The sequence below is a fragment of the Haloactinomyces albus genome, assembly GCF_031458135.1.
GTDB classification, from domain to species: domain Bacteria; phylum Actinomycetota; class Actinomycetes; order Mycobacteriales; family Pseudonocardiaceae; genus Haloactinomyces; species Haloactinomyces albus.
In genome coordinates this window covers 1-21,208 of record NZ_JAVDXW010000005.1, presented here as the reverse complement: position 1 = coordinate 21,208, position 21,208 = coordinate 1, and the positions used below count along the sequence as shown (strand labels likewise).

Sequence of the window (21,208 nt, the reverse complement as noted above, 5' to 3'; positions counted from 1 at the left end):
GGGGTCGCGTGGTCAGAAGGGTGCGGCATCCTGTTGCTCGAACGGCTGTCCGACGCGCGGAAGAACGGGCACGACGTGCTGGCGGTGCTCCGGTCGGGCGCGATCAACCAGGACGGCCGCAGCCAGGGACTCACCGCACCGAACGGACCCTCGCAGCAGCGGGTGATCCGCGCGGCCCTCGCCGCCGGCGACCTGGCTCCATCCGACATCGACGCGGTGGAGGCGCACGGGACCGGCACGACGCTCGGCGACCCGATCGAGGCGAACGCGCTCGCCGCGACGTACGGCCGGGCGCGCACGGACGAGGCGCTCTTTGCCCTGGGATCGGTCAAGTCCAACCTCGGTCACACGCAGGCTGCGGCCGGCGTCGCCGGTGTGATCAAGATGGTCTCGGCGCTCCAGCACGAGCAGCTGCCTCGGACCCTGCACGCCGACGAGCCGACCGAACACGTCGACTGGACCGCGGGCCACATGCTGCTTCTCTCGGAGCCGATGTCCTGGCCGCGACGGTCCGGGCACGTCCGCCGCGCCGGTGTGAGTTCCTTCGGGATCTCCGGGACGAACGCCCACGTGATCGTGGAGGAGGCACCGGAGGACGGCACCGGCCTCGACACCGTTCCCTCCTCCCGCTCGCGTGCGGGCGAGAGCGCCTCGCTCGCCCCGGTCCCGTTCGTCGTGACCGGGCACAGTGACGAGGCACTTCGGGCGAACGCGGCGCGGCTCGCCGCCCACATCGACACCTCCCAGGAGACCGCTGTCGCACTCGACGTCGCCGCCAGCCTGGTGCGCACGCGCGATGCCTTCCTGCATCGTGCGGTCGTCCCGGTGTCGGGCAACGAGGAGGCGATCGAGGCGCTGCGCGCCGTGGCCGATGGCACGCTCCCGTCGGGCGCCGTGCGAGTGACCGCCACCAGCACGCAGGCGATCTTCGTGTTCCCCGGGCAAGGCAGCCAGTACCCGGGGATGTGCCGAGCACTGCTCGACGACCCGACGTTCCGGGCGGCGCTAGCCGGCTGTGACGACGCACTTCGCCCGCACACCGGGTTCTCCGTGCTCGAGCTCCTCGAGGCCGACGACGAGTCGCAACGCGAGGCGATGACCCGGGTGACAGTGGTCCAGCCGTTGCTGTTCGCCGTGGCGGTCGCGCTCGGTCGACTCTGGGAACACGTCGGAATCGAACCCGCCGGAGTCATCGGACACAGCCAGGGGGAGGTGGCGGCCGCTGTCGTGGCCGGGGCCCTCAGCCTCGAGGACGGCGCCCGCATAGTCCACGTCCGTAGCCGGCTCGTCGACGGTTTGGCCGGCGACAGCGGCATGGGCAGCGTCGGTCTCCCGGTCGAGGAGATTCAGCGACGGCTTCGCGACCGGGGCGGCGCGCTCTCGGTCGCGGTCGTGAACACCGCGGAGTCCACGGTGGTCGCAGGAGATCGGGAAGAGCTGGAGGCGTTCCTCGCCGAGCTCGAAGCAGAAGGGGTGTACTGCCGCAGGATCGCGGTCGACTACGCCTCCCACTCGCCGCAGGTCGATCCGATACTCCCCGCCATCAGGCACGAGCTCGCGGCGGTCTCACCGCGGAGGGCCCGCTTTCCGCTCTACTCGACGGTGCTCGGCCGACCGCTCGACGGCCCCGAACTCGATGCCGATTACTGGGCCGACAACCTGCGTCGGCCGGTACGGCTCGACCTGGCCCTCGAATCGGTGACGTCCGGCGCGGAGACGGCCTTCGTCGAGCTGAGCGCGCATCCTCTGCTGGTCGCGCCGCTGCGGAGCGCAGGACACGACGCGGTGGTCGGCTCGCTCCACCGGGACGGCGACGCGGCGGCACGCTTCCGCCGTGCGGTTGCCGAAACATTCGCCCACGGCCTCACCGTCGATTGGGGGGCGGTCTTCGACGGCACGGGGGCGCGATCGGTCGCGCTACCCACCTATGCCTTCCAGCGGCAGCACTACTGGCTTCGGCTCGCGGCGACGGGACGCGGTGACGCCGCCGCATTCGGTCTCGACGCGGGTGAGCACCCGTTCCTCGGGGGGCGGACGGATCTCCCCGATGGAAGCGTGGTCTTCACCGGAAGCATCGACGTCGAGACGCACTCCTGGCTCACCGAGCACCGCGTCTTCGACACGACGCTGGTCCCCGGTGTCGCGATCGTGGACATGGCGCTGCACGCGGCGCGGCGCGTCGACCTTGATGGCGTCGTCGACACCGTCCTCGAGGCACCGCTCGCTCTCGAGGCCGGACGACCTCGGCGGATCCAGCTCGCTGTCGGCGCACCCGAGGACGGCGGGACCCGTTCCTACGTTCTCCGGAGCAGGGGTAAGGGGCCGACCATCGAGGCGGCCCCGGACGAGCCGTGGGTTCAGCACGCGTCCGGTGTGCTGGGGCCCGCGGAGCAGCAGCCCGACAGGCTCGAATCGTGGCCGCCTGCCGGCGCCGAGCCGGTCGACGTCGAGGCACTCTACGAGCGTCTCGAGGGACGCGGCCTGTCCTACGGGCCGAATTTCCGTGGCTTGCGCAGGCTGTGGAAACGAGACGGCGTGCTCTTCGCGGATGTGGACCTGCCGGACGAGGTGAGTGCGGAGGCCGACGCCTTCGGTATGCACCCTGTGCTGTTCGACGCGGCGCTGCACGCGGTTGCCGAACCCGCACGTGACGGCGGCGGCGTATCCCTCCCGTTCGCATGGCGGGACGTGCGGCTGCACGCGGTTGGGGCGACCGCGCTCCGGGCCCGCATCGCCCCGGTGACCGGGGCCGACGACGGCACGAGCGAGGTGACTCTCGCGCTCTTCGATCCCGCTGGAGCGCCGGTCGCGTCCGTGGGCGCCGTCTCCGGGCAGCCGACGAGCGCGACGGGAATCCGGCGCTCTCTCCGCGGCCAGGCAACCCATCTGTACCGGATGACCGCGCCGCAGGTACTGGCCGAAGGATTCGGCGGTCCCATCGCGTTCGTCGACGTCGATCCGCGCGAACCGGATCTGGATCGTGTCGTCGAGGACACGGACACGGAAGCGGCTCGGCCCACGCTCGTCGCCCGGTGGGATTCCGTGCCGAACCCCGGAGAAGAGGCGAGCGCCGATGACATCCGCGAGGCGGCGCATCGTGGTCTTGCCTGGCTGCAGCACTGGCTCGCGGCCGAGGTGCTTGCGGAAGCAAGGGTCGTCTGGATCACGCGCCGTGCGGTCGCTCGCGACGGGGACGAATCCGCAGATCCGGGCGCGGCGACCCTCTGGGGTCTCGGACGGACGTTCCGGGAGGAGCACCCCGAACGCCTCCTCGTGCACCTCGACGTCGACGAGATGCCGAGCGACGAGGCTCTGTCGGCCCTGCTCGGCCGCCTACCGGACGGCGAGACCGAGTTCCTCCTCCGAGACGGAGAACTCGCGATGCCGAGGCTCGCTCCGGTCGAGCCGAGGGAACCGGATGTCGACGACGGGGACGCGCTCGTCCCCGCCCTGCACCCTGACGGCACGGTGCTCGTCACGGGCGGCACCGGCGGGTTGGCGCGGGTGACGAGCAGGCATCTCGTCACCCGCCACGGTGCTCGGCACCTGCTCCTGCTGTCGCGTTCGGGTCCGAACTCGCCGGGCGCCTCGGCGCTCGTCGAGGAACTCGAAGCGCTCGGCGCCGAGAAAGTCACCGCTGTCTCCTGCGACGTCTCCGATCGCGGGCAGCTGGAGGCGGCCCTCGCGTCGATCGACAAGGCACATCCACTGACCGCGGTGGTGCACACGGCCACCGTCCTGGACGACGGTCTCCTCCCCGACCTGACGCAGGCGCGGGTCGACGCGGTCCTCCGGCCGAAGGTCGACGCGGCGGTGCACCTGCACGAACTGACCGAAGGCATGGACCTGCGTGCGTTCATGCTGTTCTCGTCGATGGCAGGCACCCTCGGCGGCGCCGCACAGGCCAACTACGCGGCCGCGAATGCCGCCATCGACGCCCTCGCTGCGCTGCGCAGGCATCGCGGTCTCCCCGCGACCAGCCTCGCCTGGGGCAGCTGGGCCGAGGTGGGCCTCGTTGCGGTCATGGACGAGACGTTCCAGCGCCGGATCCGGCGCTCCGGGTTCGTCCCCCTCGACCCGGAGACCGGAGTGGCGCTGCTGGACGAAGCGCTCGCCAGGCACGACGCATACCTCGCTCCGGTGCGGCTGGACCGTGCAGCGCTGCAGCGGGCCGCGAACACGGAGCAGAGCGCGCCGGCGCCGATGCTTCGCGGACTCGTGCGACCCCCCGCACGTCGTGCCTCGGCGATGGCAGCGGAGCGTTCGCGGCTCCTCGAGCGGCTCGGGCCTCTCCCCGAAGCCGAGCGTGAGAAGGCGGTGCTCGACGCGGTGCGCTGGGAGCTCGCTGCGGTACTCGGGCTTTCCGAACCCGCGTCCGTCGCCGTCGACCGGCCCATCCAGGAGCTCGGACTCGACTCACTCATGGCGGTCGAGCTGCGAAACCGGTTGTCGGGTTTGGTCGGCGAGCGCCTGCCTGCCACCCTGCTGTTCGACCGGCCGGTGCCGCGCGCGCTCGCCGGCTATCTCACCTCGCTCGTCGGGACGCCGCAGGCTGCCCCCTCACCGATCGCCGAGGCGGTCGAGCTGCTCGAGCGGACACCACTCGCCGCCCTCGACGAGGACAGCGCGGTGGAACGGCTCCTCGATCTCGCCACGCGGCTGCGGGCGCAGCGAGAGGGGAACCAGGAGGCAGGTCGTGCTCTGGATGGTGTGGCCGACGAAGACCTCGACGACCTCCTCGACCAAGAGATCAGGAAGCTCGAATGAGCGCGCCGAAGGACGAAAAGCCGATGTCGTCAGTGACGGATCCGCAAGAAAGGGCGCGGCGCGCGGTCGCGGCGCTGCAGCAGGCCAACCAGAAACTCGGCGAGCTCAGATCGCGGGCCAACGAGCCCATCGCCGTCGTGTCGATGGCCGGGCGCTACCCGGGTGGAGCGGACACGCCGGAGGCACTGTGGCAGCTCGTCGCGGAGGGAGACGACGCGGTCGGGGCGTTTCCGGAGAGCCGACCGGGGTGGAGCATCGACAGCCTCTACGATCCGGACCCGGACGCCCCGGGGCGCTCGCTCACCAAGGAGGGCGGCTTCCTCGACGACGTCGACCTGTTCGATCCGGCGTTCTTCGGGATCAGCCCGAAGGAGGCGGAGCGGATGGACCCGCAACAGCGGATCCTGCTGGAGACCTGCTGGGAGCTACTCGAGCGGGCGCGCGTGCCGGTCGCGTCGCTGCAGGGCAGTCTCACCGGCGTCTACGTCGGCGCGATGTACGACGACTACTTCGCCCGGCTCGGGCGTGACCTGGCGAACTTCGACGGGCACAACGGCACCGCAGGGGGGCACAGCATCCTGTCCGGCCGCGTCTCGTACACGCTCGGCCTGCAGGGGCCTGCGATCTCCGTCGACACGGCCTGCAGCTCGTCACTGGTGACGGTCCACATGGCGATGGAAGCACTCAGGAAGGGGGAATGCGACCTCGCTCTCGCCGGTGGTGTCGCGGTGATGGCGACCCCATTCGCGTTCGTCGAGTTCAGCAGGCAACGCGGGTTGGCGCCGGACGGACGCTGCAAACCGTTCTCGGAACAGGCCGACGGGGCGGGCTGGTCCGAGGGGTGCGGCATGCTGCTCCTCGAGCGGCTGTCCGACGCGCGGGCGAACGGACACGAGGTCCTTGCGGTACTGCGGTCGGGCGCGGTCAATCAGGACGGTCGCAGCCAGGGGCTGACGGCGCCCAACGGGCCGTCACAGGAGCGCGTCATTCGTGCCGCGCTCACGGCGGCCGACCTCGGCGCCGCCGACGTCGACGTGGTGGAGGCGCACGGCACCGGAACCCCCCTCGGCGACCCGATCGAGGCCAACGCGCTGCAGGCGACCTACGGTCAGGCGCACACCGCAGAGCGGCCACTCTGGGTCGGATCGATCAAGTCGAACCTGGGACATCCGCAGGCGGCTGCCGGTGCCGCCGGTTTGATCAAAATGGTGCAGGCGCTGCGGCACGAGGAGCTTCCCCGCTCCCTGTACACCGAGTCACCGACTCCGCACGTTGACTGGTCGGCGGGACACGTCCGGCTCCTCGAGAGTTCGGTGCCGTGGCCGCGCCGAGAAGGACACGTCCGTAGGGCCGCGGTGAGCTCGTTCGGCATCTCGGGGACGAACGCCCACGTCATCCTCGAAGAGGCACCACCTGCCGAGCAGGTCGAGCACGACGGCGGCGCCGAGCCCCGATCGGCTGCCTCGCCGTTCCCGATCGTGCTCAGCGGGCACACCGAAGCGGCGCTTCGGGCGAACGCGGCACGGCTCGCCGACCTCATGGAGCCGGACCCCATGGAGTCGGGCGGACCGGCCCGCGACGAGGCTCCGGTGCTTCGCGACATTGCCTACAGCACGGTCATGACCCGCACGCCGTCGACCGAACGGCTCTGCCTTCCGGCTCGGGATCGGGGCAACGCGGTCCCGGCACTCCGCTCCGTCGCCGAAGGGTCGCTGCCTTCCGGCGCGGTGCGGGCGACCGCCCACCGCGAGCGGACGATCTTCCTGTTCCCGGGGCAGGGCAGCCAGTACCCCGGCATGTGCCGTTCGCTTCTCGGGGACGAGACCTTCCGGGCCGCGCTCGTCGAGTGTGACGAGGCGTTGCGACCGCATGTCGGTTTCTCCGTGCTCGCGGTGCTCGAGCAGGACGATGACGCTCAGCAGGAGGCGCTGCGGAAGGTGGCGGTGGTTCAGCCGGTCCTCTTCGCGGTGGCGGTGGCGCTCGCACGGGTGTGGGCGCTATGGGGTGTCGTACCGGACGGCGTCGTCGGCCACAGCCAGGGCGAGGTGGCCGCCGCGGTGGCCGCAGGCGCGTTGAGTCTCGCCGACGGTGCACGGGTCGTCGGCGTACGCAGTCGGCTCATCGCCGGTCTCGACGGAGAAGGCGGGATGGGCAGTGTGGGGCTGCCGGTCGACGAGGTCGAACGGCGGCTCGCCGCGCGTGGCGATGACCTGTCGGTCGCGGTCGTCAACACCGCCGAGTCGACGGTCGTGGCAGGTGATTCCGCCGCGCTCGAGAGCTTCCTGACCGAGCTCGAAGCGGAGGGCATCCACTGCCGCCGGATCGCGGTCGACTACGCCTCGCACTCATCGCAGGTGGACCCGATTCTGGACGGGATTCGCGCCGAACTCGGCGGGCTGACCCCCCGTGCCGGCCACATCGCGATCTATTCAACGGTGCGGGGCGATGCCGTTGACGGACACGTCCTCGACGCGGACTACTGGGTCGACAACCTCCGCAGGCCGGTGCGCCTCGACCGGGCACTCGACGCGCTCGCGCCTGGAGAGGAAACGGCGTTCGTCGAGCTCGGTGCCCATCCGCTGCTTGTCGCAACGCTTCGCGCCGCGGGGCACGATGCAGTCGTCGGGTCGCTGCACCGGGACGAGGACAGTGCCTCCCGCCTGCGCCACGCCGCCGCGGAACTCTTCGCGCACGGGCGGCCAATCGACTGGGCCACCGTCTACACGAGCACCGGCGCGCGGCCGGTCGACCTGCCGACCTATGCGTTCCAGCGGCAGCACTACTGGCTGGAGCTTGCCGACGCGGGTCACGGGGACGCGTCGGCCTTCGGCCTCGATGCCGGAGAGCACCCGCTCCTCGCAGGCCGTACGGACCTCTCGGACGACACCGTCGTCTTCACGGGCAGCACCGCAGCGCTCGCTCGCCCGTGGCACGCGGAGCATCACGTCTTCGACACCGCACTCCTGCCTGCCGCGACGTTCGTCGACCTCGTGCTGCACGCGGCGGACCAGGTCGGTCTCGAACGGGTCGCCGACGCCTCGATCGAGGCACCGATCCCGCTCGACGCCGGTGCGCGGCGGTTGCAGCTGGTACTCGAACCCGAGCGGGGCGGCCACCGACGCTTCACGCTGCACAGTCGCCTCGCCGACGGGCCGTGGGTGCGGAACGCGACCGGAAAGCTCGCCGAACGAACGACCGAGGCGCCCGTCACCCCCGGCGGCGGGCCGCCGCCGGGGGCCACTCCCCTCGACGTCGACGGGCTCTACGCGTCGCTCGACGACGACGGACACGCGTACGGGCCGACCTTTCGGACGGTCACGCGGGGCTGGATCACCGACGACGAGGTCGTCGTCGAGGCGTCGCTGCCGGAGGAGGTTCAGGACGAGGCCGAGTCGTTCGGGGCGCACCCGGCGCTCGTCGAGGCGGCGCTCGCAGCCGCGACGCGAATCCTTCCCCGCTCCGACGAGGACGATACGGTGCACCTGCCGTGCACGGTCACGGACGCGATGCTCCACGCGGTCGGGGCGACGACGATCCGAGCGCGGGTGACGCGAGCAGCCGAGGGACGGGTTCGCCTCGCGCTCTTCGACCCCGCGGGCGATCCGGTCGCGACGATCGGCGCGGTGGCCACCGAGGCGGTCACGGAGGCGCGGATCCGGGAGGTGGCGGACTCGGCCGCGGCAACGGCGCCGTCGTCGCTCTATCACGTCGTCGGCGATCCCATCCCTGACGCCGTGGCGGACACGCCGACGGGACCGGCGACCGGCTACCTGGAGGTCGACGTTGCCGCGCCCGACTTCGCCGCGCTCGCGGATCGCGTGCGGGAGGAGGGGGCGTCCGCCCTGGTCGTCCGTTGGCCCGACACGGACGCGACACCCGCCGCCGTCCGCGACCTGACCCACCGCGCCCTCGCCTGGCTGAAAGGATGGCTGGCCGAGGACGATCTCGGCGATACCCGAGTCGTCTGGCTCACGCGCCGGGCCACCGAGGGCGGCTCGGCGGAAGCCTTGCCGTCTCCCGCCATGGGGGCGCTCTGGGGGATCGGGCGCGCGTTCCAGGAGGAACATCCGGATCGGCCACTCGTTCTGGTGGACACGGAGACGGAAACCGACGGACCTCCGGATGCGATCGACGACCTCGTGGCTCGGCTCCCGCACGACGAGCCTCAGCTCGTCCTGCGCGGCGGAATACTCGCCGCGCTCCGGCTGCTGCCCGTGGATCGCGCGGAAGAGCCGGCGGCGCCCACCTGGAACACCCACGGGACCGTGCTCATCACCGGCGGTACGGGCGGCCTTGCTCGCGTCCTCGCGCACCACCTCATCGCCGAGCACGGGATTCGGCACCTCGCTCTGGTGTCGCGGTCCGGGCCCGCGGCGAGTGGGGCCGCCGAGCTCGTGGCGGAGCTGGAAGCGGCGGGCGCGGCCACGGTGACGGTGCACGCCTGCGACGTGTCCGACCGGACAGCGCTCGCGGCCGTCCTTGATTCCGTGCCTGCGGAGCGTCCGCTGACGGCTGTGTTCCACACCGCGGCGGTCCTCGACGACGGGCTCCTCACGGATCTCACGCCGGAGCGAGTCGACACGGTGCTGCGCCCCAAGATCGACGCGGCGTTCCATCTGCACGAGCTCACGGCGGATCTGCCGTTGTCGGCTTTCGTCGTGTTCTCGTCCGCCGCAGGAACCCTCGGCAGTGCGGGACAGGCCAACTACGCCGCGGCGAACGCGGCCCTCGACTCGCTCGCGGCGCGGCGGCGACGCATGGGCTTGCCCGCGGTAAGTCTCGCCTGGGGCGTGTGGACCGAGGTGGGCCTCGCGACCAGCCTCGACGATCTGCTCCAGCACCGGCTGGGGCAGATGGGTGGCCTCCCGATCGACCCCGAGCTCGGCATGCGACTTCTCGACGAAGCCCTCGGACGGCCCGAAGCGCTCCTCGCCCCGATCCCGTTCGACCGCAGTCGGCTCGAACACCGGGCGAAGGAAGGCGCACTCCCCGCGCTCCTGCGGGGTCTCGTGCGCCGCCGCTTCCGGCGAGCCGCGGGGACGGTCAAGGGGTCGCAGCTCGCCGAGCGCCTCGCCGGCCTTTCCGAGTCCGAGCGCGAGGCAGTGTTGGTCGAGATGGTGCGCGGCGAACTCGCCACGGTCCTGGGTCTGCCGGAAGCGGCGGCTGTCCCGGTCGACGGACCGGTCCGCGATCTCGGCCTCGACTCGCTGATGGCCGTGGAATCCCGCAATCGTCTTGCGGCTCTCGTTGGCGAGAAGCTTCCGGCAAGTCTGTTGTTCGACCACCCCACTCCGAGGGAACTCACACGGTTCCTCGCGACCACGATGCGCGACACCGCGTCGGGGACGGCGCGGGTCGATGTCGTGGCCGCACGGCGCGCGCCGGACGAACCGATTGCGATCGTGTCGATGGCGGGGCGCTACCCGGGCGGGGTGGACACGCCGGAGGCGCTGTGGCGGCTCCTCGCGGAGGGGCGTGATGCGATCGCCGGCTTCCCGGATCGTCCCGGTTGGGAAATCGAGCGGCTCTACGACCCGGATCCGGATGCCGCCGGTCGATCAAGCACGAACCAGGGCGGCTTCCTCCGTGATGCGGGGTTGTTCGATCCGGAGTTTTTCGGGATCAGTCCGCGGGAGGCGGAGCGGCTTGATCCGCAGCAGCGGTTGTTGCTGGAGACGTCCTGGGAGGCCATCGAACGGGCGGGGCTGCCACCGTCGTCGCTCGACCGCAGCCTCACCGGGGTCTATCTCGGCATTCAGTCGAGTGGCTACATCATCCAGTCCGGCGAGCTCGATCAACTCGACGGTCACGTGGCGACCGGTGTCGCGAACAGCACGGCGTCCGGCCGCATTTCCTACACGCTGGGGCTGCAGGGACCTGCGGTGTCGGTGGACACGGCGTGCAGTTCCTCGCTGGTGAGTATCCATCAGGCGATGGAGGCCCTGCGGCGTGGTGAGTGCGATCTCGCCTTCGCGGGCGGAGTGACGGTGATGGCCACCCCCGTGCCGCTCGTCGCCTTCAGCCGCGAACGACTGGTCTCACCGGACGGTCGGTGCAAGCCGTTTGCGGACGCGGCGGACGGTGTGGGTTGGTCCGAGGGCTGCGGGATGGTGCTGCTGGAGCGACTGTCGGACGCGCGGGCCAACGACCACGACATCCTCGCCGTGCTGCGGTCGAGCGCGGTGAATCAGGACGGTCGCAGCCAGGGGCTCACGGCGCCGAACGGGCCGGCCCAGGAACGCGTCATTCGTTCCGCTCTCGCGGCGGGTGGGCTCGAGCCGTCGGAGGTGGATGCCGTCGAGGCACACGGCACCGGCACCACGCTCGGCGACCCGATCGAGACCAACGCACTACAGGCGACGTACGGCCGGGCACATACGGAAGACATGCCGCTGCATGTGGGCTCGATCAAGTCGAACCTGGGACACCCGCGCGGCGGCAGGGATCGCCGGGGTGATGAAGATGGTGCTCGCGCTCCAGCATGGAGAGTTGCCACGCTCGTTGTATGCCGACCAGCCCACCCCACATGTGGACTGGTCCTCGGGGCAGGTGCGACTTCTTGACGAAGCGGTGCCTTGGTGGGACGAGACGGACGTGCGCCGTGCGGGGGTGAGTTCGTTCGGGATCTCGGGTACGAACGCGCACGTGATCGTCGAAGAAGCGCCCGAGGTCGAAACTTCCGAGTCGGAAGCGCCCGAGGTGGGGGCGGCCGATTCGAGGTCTCAGTTGGCTGAGTGTGCGGTGCCGATTCTTGTTTCCGGTCGTAGTGAGTCGGCGCTGCGGGCGAATGCGGAGCGGTTGGCGGCGTACCTGGAGGAAGAGTCGGGTGTGTCGCTGGCGGATGTGGGGTGCACTCTGGCGACACGGCGCAAAACGTTCGAGCATCGCGGCTCGGTGGTGGCCTCCTCGCGAGGGGCGGCGGTGGCCGGCCTGCGCGCACTCGGCCAGGGTGCACGTTCTGCGGGTGTGCGTGTGTCTGCGGGATCCTCTGCGGGCGCGGTGGGGGTGCTGTTCACCGGCCAGGGCAGCCAACGCCTGGGCATGGGCCGCGAGCTGGCCGCCGTGGACGATGTCTTTCGCGCCGATCTGGAGGAGATCGCGTCGGCGTTCGACCGGTTTCTGGACCGGCCGTTGTTGTCGGTGCTGTGGGCCGAGCCGGACACCGAAGCGGCTGAGTACCTGGCGCGGACGGAGTACATCCAACCGGCGTTGTTCACCCTCGAAGTGGCGCTGTTCCACCGGCTCCAACGGTTGGGGATCACTCCCGGTGTGCTGGTGGGCCACTCGATTGGTGAGTTGTCGGCGGTGTACGCATCGGGGGCCGTGCCGCTGGCGGACGCGGCGAAACTGGTGGCCACTCGGGGGCGGACGATGCAGCAGTGCCGCACCGACGGAATCATGCTCTCGCTGCAAGCCTCCGAAGAGGAGATTCGGGCGATGGTGCCGGAGGGCGCGTGGTTGGCGGCGGTCAACGGGCCGGGGCAGTGCGTGGTCTCCGGCGACGCGCAGGCCGTCCACCAGGTGGCCGCCGAGTTCGAGGATCGTGGTCGGAAGACGCGGCGGTTGTCGGTCAGTCACGCGTTCCACAGCGGACACATGGACACCGCACTCCCGGAACTCGAACGAGTGGCCGCGGAGTGCGAGTTCGGTGAACCGAACATCCCGGTGATCAGCAACCGCACCGGCCAACCCCTGACCACCGAGGAACTCACCTCTTCCCACTACTGGGCCCGGCATGCCCGTGAAGCGGTGCGGTTCCACGACGGCATCGCAACAGCACTCGCCGCCGGGACGGACACCTTCGTGGAATGCGGGCCGGACAACACCGCCAGCGCCATGGCCGCACAATGCGTGCCCGACGAACAGCCTGCGACATTCGTCCCCACCCTGCACAGCCAGACCAGACAACCCGGCCAGTCCGGTAAGACCGATGAGCCCGCGGCGTTCGCCACCGCACTGGGCACACTGCACACCACCGGACACCAACCCGACTGGCACACCTTCTACACCGGCACGGACGCCCATCCTGTCCTACTGCCGACGTATGCGTTCCAACACCAGCACTACTGGATCGACGCGGCACCCACTTTGAACAACGGGCCGTCGCGCGGTAACGAGTTCGCGGACGATGCGCTCCGGAACGCCGTCACCGCCGAGAAAACCGATGAGGTCGCCGATCTCCTCGCGCTCCCGGCAGAGTTGCGGTCCAACCTGACCTCACTCGTGCCGCACATGGCCGCCTGGTATCGGCGCCACGAGGCAGAAGCCGCCCTGTCCGAGTGGCTCTACGACGAGCACTGGGAGCCGGCACCCCCGCCAACCGGGAGTTCGAGTTCCTCCGGCGATCGCTGGTTGTTGCTCGCGGCAAGCGACGACCCCGTGGTCGACGCGACTGCGCGGGCCCTGGAAGCGGCGGGCGTCGACGTCGAGCGCACCGCGGTGGCGACCGACCCGGCTCCGGCCGTGGCACGCATCGAGGCGGAACGGTGGGCGGGAGTGCTCCTGGCGGGAGCGTTCACCCACGAGGATTCGTGCGCCCCCTCGGAGCTCGCTGCCGAACTGTCCCGCATCGTCGGTCTCGTCGAGGTGCTGGAACGAACGCCGAGCACCACCCGGTTCTGGTGCGTGACACGCGGTGCGGTCTCGACGACCGATGAGGAGGTGGTGCATCATCCTCTCCAATCGTTGGTCTGGGGATTCGGCCGTGTCGTCGGTCTCGAACGTCCCGACCGTCTCGGTGCGCTCGTCGACGTGCCGGAGGACCTTGCTCCGGAGGCGCTCGCGGAGCTTCCGTCGGTGCTGACTGCCCACGACGACGAGGACCAGATCGCGCTGCGCCCGGACGAGGCGACCGGAGCCTGCCGCATGGTTCGGCGCCTCGGTCGCACTCGTCTGTCGCACGGTGGAGAGGACGTCGCCTTCGCGGGGACGGTGTTGATCACGGGTGGCACCGGTGGTCTCGGTGCGCATACCGCACGGTGGCTGGCCGGGCGTCGTCGTGGTCGCTTGCATCTGGTATTGCTCTCGCGGCGTGGTGAGCAGGCTCCGGGGGCCGGGGAGTTGCGGCAGGAGTTGGAAGAGCTCGGGGCACGGGTGACCATCGCGTGCTGCGATGTGGCCGAGCGGGACGAGCTCGAACGTCTGTTGAGCAGTCTCGACGAGCCGGTGCGCGCCGTGTTCCACGCCGCGGGCACGACCGAGTCGGTCCCGCTCACGGAGCTCGACGCCGAGGTCATCGAGCGCCAAATGGCGTCGAAGGTCACCGGCGCCGCGAATCTCCACGCACTCGTCGGCTCCGACGCGTTGGAGGCGTTCGTTCTCTACGGCAGCATCGCGGGTTTCTGGGGCTCCGGTGAACAGGGTGCTTATGCGGCGGCGAATGCATTCCTGGACGGACTGGCGCGGTGTCGACGAGGCGGGGGGCTGCCTGCCACGGTGATGCACTGGGGCCCGTGGGCCCGGGGTGGCATGGTGAGCGACGAAGTGGCGGTGCAGCTTCGTCGCCGCGGGGTGGAACCGATGGCTCCGGAGGTCGCCCTCCGTGGTCTCGAGATCGCGCTGCGGGACGATCGCGCCGCGCTCGCGGTCGCGAACGTCGACTGGTTCCGTTTCGCCCCGAGCTTCGCTTTCGCACACCCACGGCCCCTACTGCTCGGCGTCGAAGAGGCCCGGCACGCGCTCGCGGAGATCTCCTCGACCGAACACCACGACGGCAAGTCGCTTCTGCACACGCGGTTGCGGGACGCTGCGCCGGAGGAGCGCGCGGAGGTGGCGCTCAACGCGGTGTGCGAAGAGGTGGCGGCGGTGTTGGGGATGGCCGGAGCCGAAGCGGTCCCCGTCGACCGGCCCTTCCAGGAACTCGGCCTGGATTCGCTGATGGCGGTCGAAGTCCAGAAGCGGCTCTCCGCACTGGTGGATCAGAAGCTCTCGCCGAGTCTGCTGTTCGATTACCCGACGGCCCGTGCGCTCTCCGAGTTCGTCCTGGGACTCGTCCACCCCAAGCGGGATGAGCTCGCGGAGGCACGAGAAGCCCTCGAGGTGCTCCAGCGTATCCCCGCCGAGCGGCTCGAGCAGGAAGGGCTGATGAAGCAGCTCGTCGGACTGGTGTTCCACACCCAGGACGGTGCGGCGGCGAACGACGAGGGATCGTCCGATACCGCAGCAGATGCCGGTGACGAGCTGTTCGGTCGGCTCGATGCGCAGTTCTCGAAGCTGAGAGATCTCGGATGAATTCGTATCGCAAGGGTGCCGCGGAGCGTGGCGCCGTCGTCTCTTGTCGCGGTCGGAAGGTGTCGTCATGCCGACGGAAAACGAACTGAAGTCCTACCTGGAGCGTGCGAGCAAGGCACTCGACCTGACCACCGCGAAGCTGGAACGCGAGCAGGCGCGCAACGACGCTCCGATCGCGGTGGTGGCGATGGCTTGTCGTTATCCGGGGGGAGTTCGTTCGCCGGAGGGATTGTGGGATCTGGTGGTGGAGGGCCGGGATGCTGTCAGTGCGTTTCCGGATCGGCCGATGTGGAACGCCGAGGGTCTTTATGATCCGGATCCGGATGCGGTGGGTACGACGTATGCCCGCGAGGGTGGTTTCGTCGAGGACGCGGGGTTGTTCGATCCGGAGTTTTTCGGGATCAGCCCGCGGGAGGCGGAGCGGCTTGATCCGCAGCAGCGGTTGCTGCTGGAGACGTCCTGGGAGGCCATCGAACGGGCGGGGCTGCCACCGTCATCGCTCGACCGCAGCCTCACCGGCGTCTACGTCGGTTCGCAGGGAAGCGACTACCTGAACCACCACTCCGCGCACCTCGAACTTCTCGACGGCCACTTGGGCACCGGCAGCATGTCCAGCACGGCGTCCGGCCGCATTTCCTACACGCTGGGGCTGCAGGGGCCTGCGGTGTCGGTGGACACGGCGTGCAGTTCGTCGCTGGTGGCGCTGCACCTGGCGATGCAGGGGTTGCGGCGTGGTGAGTGCGATCTCGCCTTCGCGGGCGGGGTGACCGTGATGGCAACGCCGACGGCATTCGTCGAGTTCAGCAGGCAGCGTGGGATCGCCCCGGATGGTCGCTGCAAGCCGTTCTCCGATGCGGCGGACGGTGTGGGGTGGTCCGAGGGCTGTGGGGTGTTGCTTCTGGAGCGGTTGTCGGACGCGCGGGCCAATAGCCGTGAGGTGTTGGCGGTGTTGCGGTCGAGCGCGGTCAATCAGGACGGCCGCAGCCAGGGGCTCACGGCGCCGAACGGGCCGGCCCAGGAGCGGGTGATCGGCGCGGCGTTGGCGGCGGGTGGGCTCGAGCCATCGGAGGTGGATGCCGTCGAGGCGCACGGCACCGGCACCTCGCTGGGGGATCCGATGGAGGCTCATGCGCTGCTGTCGACCTACGGGAAGGCGCATTCCGAGCAGGCGCCGTTGTACGTGGGCTCGATCAAGTCGAACATTGGCCATCCGCAGGCGGCGGCGGGAGTCGCCGGAGTGATCAAGATGGTGCAAGCGCTGCAGCACGAGGAACTGCCGCGATCGTTGTATGCCGACGCGCCCACCTCGCACGTCGACTGGGCATCGGGCAATGTTCGCCTCCTCGACGAAACGGTGCCGTGGCCCCATCGGCACGAACACGTTCGACGTGCTGGGGTGAGCTCGTTCGGCATCTCGGGCACGAACGCCCACGTGATCGTCGAAGAAGCGCCCGAGGTCGAGATTTCCGAGTCGGAAACACCCGAGGTGGAGGCAACGCCCGAGGCTGAGGCGGCCAATTCGGGGCCTCGGTTGGCTGGGTGCGTGCTGCCGATTCTTGTGTCCGGTCGTAGTGAGTCGGCGTTGCGGGCGAATGCGGGGCGGTTGGCGGCGTACCTGGCGGAGGACTCGGGGGTCTCGCTGGTGGATGTGGGGCTCACCCTGGCGACGCGGCGCAAGGCCTTTGACTGTCGGGCATCGGTGATGGCTTCCTCGCGGGATCAGGCGATCTCCGGCCTGCGTGCACTTGAACGGGGTGCGCGCCCGCCGGACGTGACCGTGACAGCAGGAGAGCCGTCGCCGGGTGCACTGGGGATGCTGTTCACCGGGCAGGGCAGCCAACGCCTGGGCATGGGCCGTGGTTTGGCTACGGCAGATCCCGATTTTCGGGCTGATGTGCAGAAGATCGCTGCGGCCTTCGAGGAGCACTTGGCCCGACCTCTGTTATCGGTGATGTGGGCCGATGAGTCTTCCGAAGCGGCCGAATACCTGACACGGACGGAATACGCCCAACCGGCATTGTTCACTCTTGAGGTGGCACTGTTTCACCGGTTGCAGCGGTTGGGAATCAGCCCGGATGTGCTGGTGGGCCATTCCATCGGGGAGCTGGCCGCGGTACATGTGTCGGGGGGGCTGTCACTCCCTGACGCAGCAATGTTGGTCGCCGCCCGAGGTCGATTGATGCAACAGTGCCGCACCGATGGGGCAATGGCATCGCTACAAGCCAGCGAAGACGAAATCCGGGCGGTGTTGCCTGAAAGGGTGTGGCTGGCGGCAGTCAACGGGCCGTCGCAATGCGTGATCTCCGGGAACGCGGACGCTGTCGATCAGGTAGCCACCCGGTTCAAGCAAGAGGGACGGAAGACGCGGCGGTTATCGGTCAGTCACGCGTTCCACAGCGGACACATGGACACCGCACTCCCGGAACTCCAACAGACCGCAGCGAAATGCCGGTTCAGCGAACTGGAGATTCCGGTGATCAGCAACATCACCGGCCAACCGTTGACAACTGCGGAACTAAGCTCCCCGAACTACTGGGCCCGGCATACCCGCAAAACAGTGCGCTTCCAGGACGGAATCGACTCGGCGGTGGCCATCGGAGCCCGCACCTTCGTGGAATGCGGACCGGACAACACCGCCAGCACCATAGCCACACAATGCGTACCCGACCAACACCCGACCACATTCATCCCCACCCTGCACAGCCGACCCGGCCAATCCGGTGAGCCCGCGGCATTCACCACCGCACTGGGAACACTACACACCACCGGACACCAACCCGACTGGCACACCTTCTACGAACCCACCGAGGCGAGCCCCACCCAACTACCCACCTACGCCTTCCAACACGAACACTACTGGCTCGATACGCCTGTCACTGACAGTGGCACGGGGTTTGGTGAGGGCTTGGGTGAGACGTGTCGGTGGTCCTTGGCGGGGCAGCGGCTTGTGTTGCCTGATGGTGGGTGTGTGCACGCGTTGCGGGTGGGTCCTGGTGCGCAGTCGTATTTGGCCGACCATCGGGTGTTCGGGCGTGTGGTGGTGCCAGGAGCCTTCCACGCCTCGATACTGCTGGCCATCGCGGCGAGCCGCTGGCCGCACCGGCCGGTGGCGGTGGAGGATGTGCAGTTCGTGGAGGCGCTGACGTTCGACTCGGTCGATGGCAGCGTGCCGGTGCAGGTACACCTCATCCCCGAAGGCGATGCCCCCGATGCCACTGAGACGTTCCACGCCACCCTCGCCAGCAGGCAGCACGACCAGTGGACCACCCACGCACGCGCCCGACTCACCCCAGCCGACGAACCGGGAACAACGCCCGCTCTTCCCCCGTTGCCGGAAGCACTGACAAGGGAAGTCGCAGGCCGGGGCATGAACGAGGTTCTCGACGAGCTGAGCGCGCTCGAGATCGATTGGGGCTCACGCTGGCGCTGGCTTCGCGCCTTCGAAGGCACCGACGACGCACGACACGGAATCTTCGAAGCGCCAAGGGACATCGACGCACCCGGAAGCCCGATCCCCGCCGGACTTCTCGACAACGCCTTCGGCGTGGCGATGTCCCTTCTGGACCGGCTCGAACAGGGCACCCCACAGTTGCCGTTCCTCATCGAACGGCTCGTCTGGACCGGGAACCCTGCCCCGATCCAAAGCGCCACGAGCAGCGGTCTTCGGACCCAGGAGTCGATGACCCGGGCCGATGACCTCGTCGGCCGTGACGCTGCCGGAGAAACGGTATTTCACCTCCACGGATTCTCCGCGCACCGAGCGCCTCGCGAGCGATTTCTCCGGCAGGAGCGGCAACGGGATCTGTTTCACGTGGCATTCGAGCCGCGTTCGGCGGAACCGTCCGAGAGGCAGAACGGTAGCTCCCTTGTCTTCGTCGATACTTGTGAGCCCGACTTCGCCGGGCTGGCGGGCACGTCTCGGATGGACACAGCGCCCCCCGCTCCTCCGACGCTCGTGGTCCGCTGGCCCCGGCAGGAAGCGGCGGCGGAGGCGGTGCACGCGACCACGAAACGCGCCCTGACATGGCTCCAGCATTGGCTGGACACCGACACGCTCCGCGACGCGCGCGTGCTGTGGGTGACCCGCAACGCCTGCACGGTCGGCGACGGCGATCGCGCGGCCTCCCCGGCAGCGGCCGCCTTGTGGGGAATCGGGCGGACCCTGCAGGCGGAGCACCCGGACCGCTCCCTCGTTCTGCTCGACGTCGACGAAACCGCCGACGACCTTCTCGACCGGACACTCCGGACACTGCCCGCCGACGAGAGCCAGCTCGTCCTTCGCGCGGAGGAACTGTTCGTGCCCCGGCTCATCGCCGTCGAGGACGAGGACGATAGCGCGGACAGCTTCCCCATCGACCCGGACGCAACCGTGCTGGTCACCGGTGGGACCGGTGGGCTCGGTCGCATGATCGCCCACCATCTCGTCGCGACCCACGGGGTGCGTCACCTGCTGCTGCTGTCCCGGTCCGGGACGGAAGCGTCCGGAGCCGACGATCTCGTGCGTGAACTCCAGGCGGAGGGCGCAGAGACGGTGATGGTGCGCGGCTGCGATGTCTCGGTTCGAGTCGAACTGGACGAGGCGCTGGCCTCGGTTCCCGACACGCGGCCTCTCGGTGCGGTCGTGCACGCGGCCGGTGTCGTCGACGACGGTCTCCTCGGCGACCTGACACCGGAGCGCACGGATGCGGTGCTGCAGGCGAAGGTCGACGCGGCGTTGCACCTGCACGAGCTGACCGAGTCGATGCCCCTGTCGGCGTTCGTGCTGTTCTCATCGGCGTCGGGAACGTTCGGGAGTAGTGCCCAGGGGCATTACGCCGCTGCCAACGCCGCGCTCGATGCGTTGGCGCTGCGGCGAAAAGCCCTCGGGCTCGCGGCCACGAGTCTGGCGTGGGGACCGTGGGCCGAGACCGGGATGGCCGCCGACATGGACGAGGCGCTGCAGCGGCGGCTGCGGCGAGAGTGGCTGCGGTTCATCGAGCCGAAGACCGGGCTGCGTCTATTCGACGACGCGCTCGCGCGGCCGGAAGCAACCCTCACGCCGGTGTCCCTCGACCGGGCCGGGCTGACCTCGGCGACGACGGTTCCTGCAGTGCTCCGGACTCTTGTTGTCGAGCTCGGGGCGCGCCAGGGAGCCGTGCGGCCCAGCGCGAGCGCCCCCGCTTCGGGATTCGCGGAGCGGTTCGCCCGGACACCCGAATCCCAACGGGAGCGCATCGTCCTCGACGCGGTACGCGAGGAAGTGGCGGCGGTCCTGGGACTGCCGCACGGTTCATCGGTTCCCGACGCGCAACCGGTGCAGGATCTCGGTCTCGACTCGCTGATGGCGGTGGAGGCGCGGAATCGTCTGTCCGCGCTCGCCGGCGAAACACTGCCCGCGAGCCTGCTGTTCGACCACCCGTCGCCGACGGCTCTCGCGCGCTACCTCATCGATCACCTCGCCACTACGACGCGTCCGGAAACGTCGCGGGAGATCGGTGACGCCGACTCGGCAGCGTCCGCGCCCGCCGCGACGGACGAACCGATCGCGATCGTGTCGATGGCGTGCCGCTACCCGGGCGACGTGAACTCGCCGGAGGCGCTCTGGCAGCTGTTGACGAACGGCGGCGACGCGATCACGGGTTTTCCCGACCGGCCCGGCTGGAACACCGAACGACTCTACGACCCCGATCCGGAGGCCCCGGGTCGTTCGATGACGGGGGAGGGCGGGTTCCTTCATGACGCGGGCCTGTTCGACCCGGAATTCTTCGGGATCAGCCCGCGCGAAGCCGAACGACTCGACCCGCAACAGCGCATTCTCCTCGAGACGTGCTGGGAAGCGCTCGAACGGGGCCGCATTCCCGCCTCGCGCCTCGAGGGGAGCCTGACCGGCGCCTACATCGGCGTGATGTACGACGACTACTTCGGACGCCTCGGACAGGACCTCGCGAACTTCGACGGGCACAACAGCGCCGCGGGCGGCGGCAGCCTGCTGTCCGGTCGCATCGCCTACACCCTTGGATTACAAGGGCCTGCCGTCTCCCTCGACACCGCGTGCAGTTCGTCGCTGGTGACCATGCACATGGCGATGCAGGCACTGCGGCGCGGCGAGTGCGAGCTCGCCCTCGCGGGGGGCGTCACGGTGATGTCCACCCCGAACATGTTCGTCGAGTTCAGCCGACAGGGGGGCTTGGCACCCGACGGCCGCTGCAAGTCGTTTTCCCGGCACGCGGAC

At 69.6% G+C, this 21,208-nt stretch carries 3 protein-coding genes and 1 pseudogene; all 4 read left to right on the top strand.

Going from position 1 to position 21,208, the window contains the following annotated elements:
- Window positions 1–4,767, top strand: a 4,767-nt coding sequence (locus JOF55_RS24225) for a type I polyketide synthase (RefSeq protein ID WP_374727616.1), incomplete at its 5' end; no start/stop codon positions are given.
- Window positions 4,768–4,886: 119 nt separating this feature from the next.
- A pseudogene (locus tag JOF55_RS24220) lies at window positions 4,887–11,330 on the top strand (type I polyketide synthase); the annotation flags it as partial.
- Window positions 11,257–14,997: an SDR family NAD(P)-dependent oxidoreductase gene (locus tag JOF55_RS24215; RefSeq protein ID WP_310279114.1), complete on the top strand. Its 3,741-nt coding sequence runs from the start codon at window positions 11,257–11,259 to the stop codon at window positions 14,995–14,997. The pseudogene JOF55_RS24220 and the gene JOF55_RS24215, both read left to right, overlap by 74 nt.
- A 67-nt stretch (window positions 14,998–15,064) precedes the next feature.
- On the top strand, window positions 15,065–21,208 hold a 6,144-nt coding region (locus JOF55_RS24210), incomplete at its 3' end, for a type I polyketide synthase (RefSeq protein ID WP_310279112.1).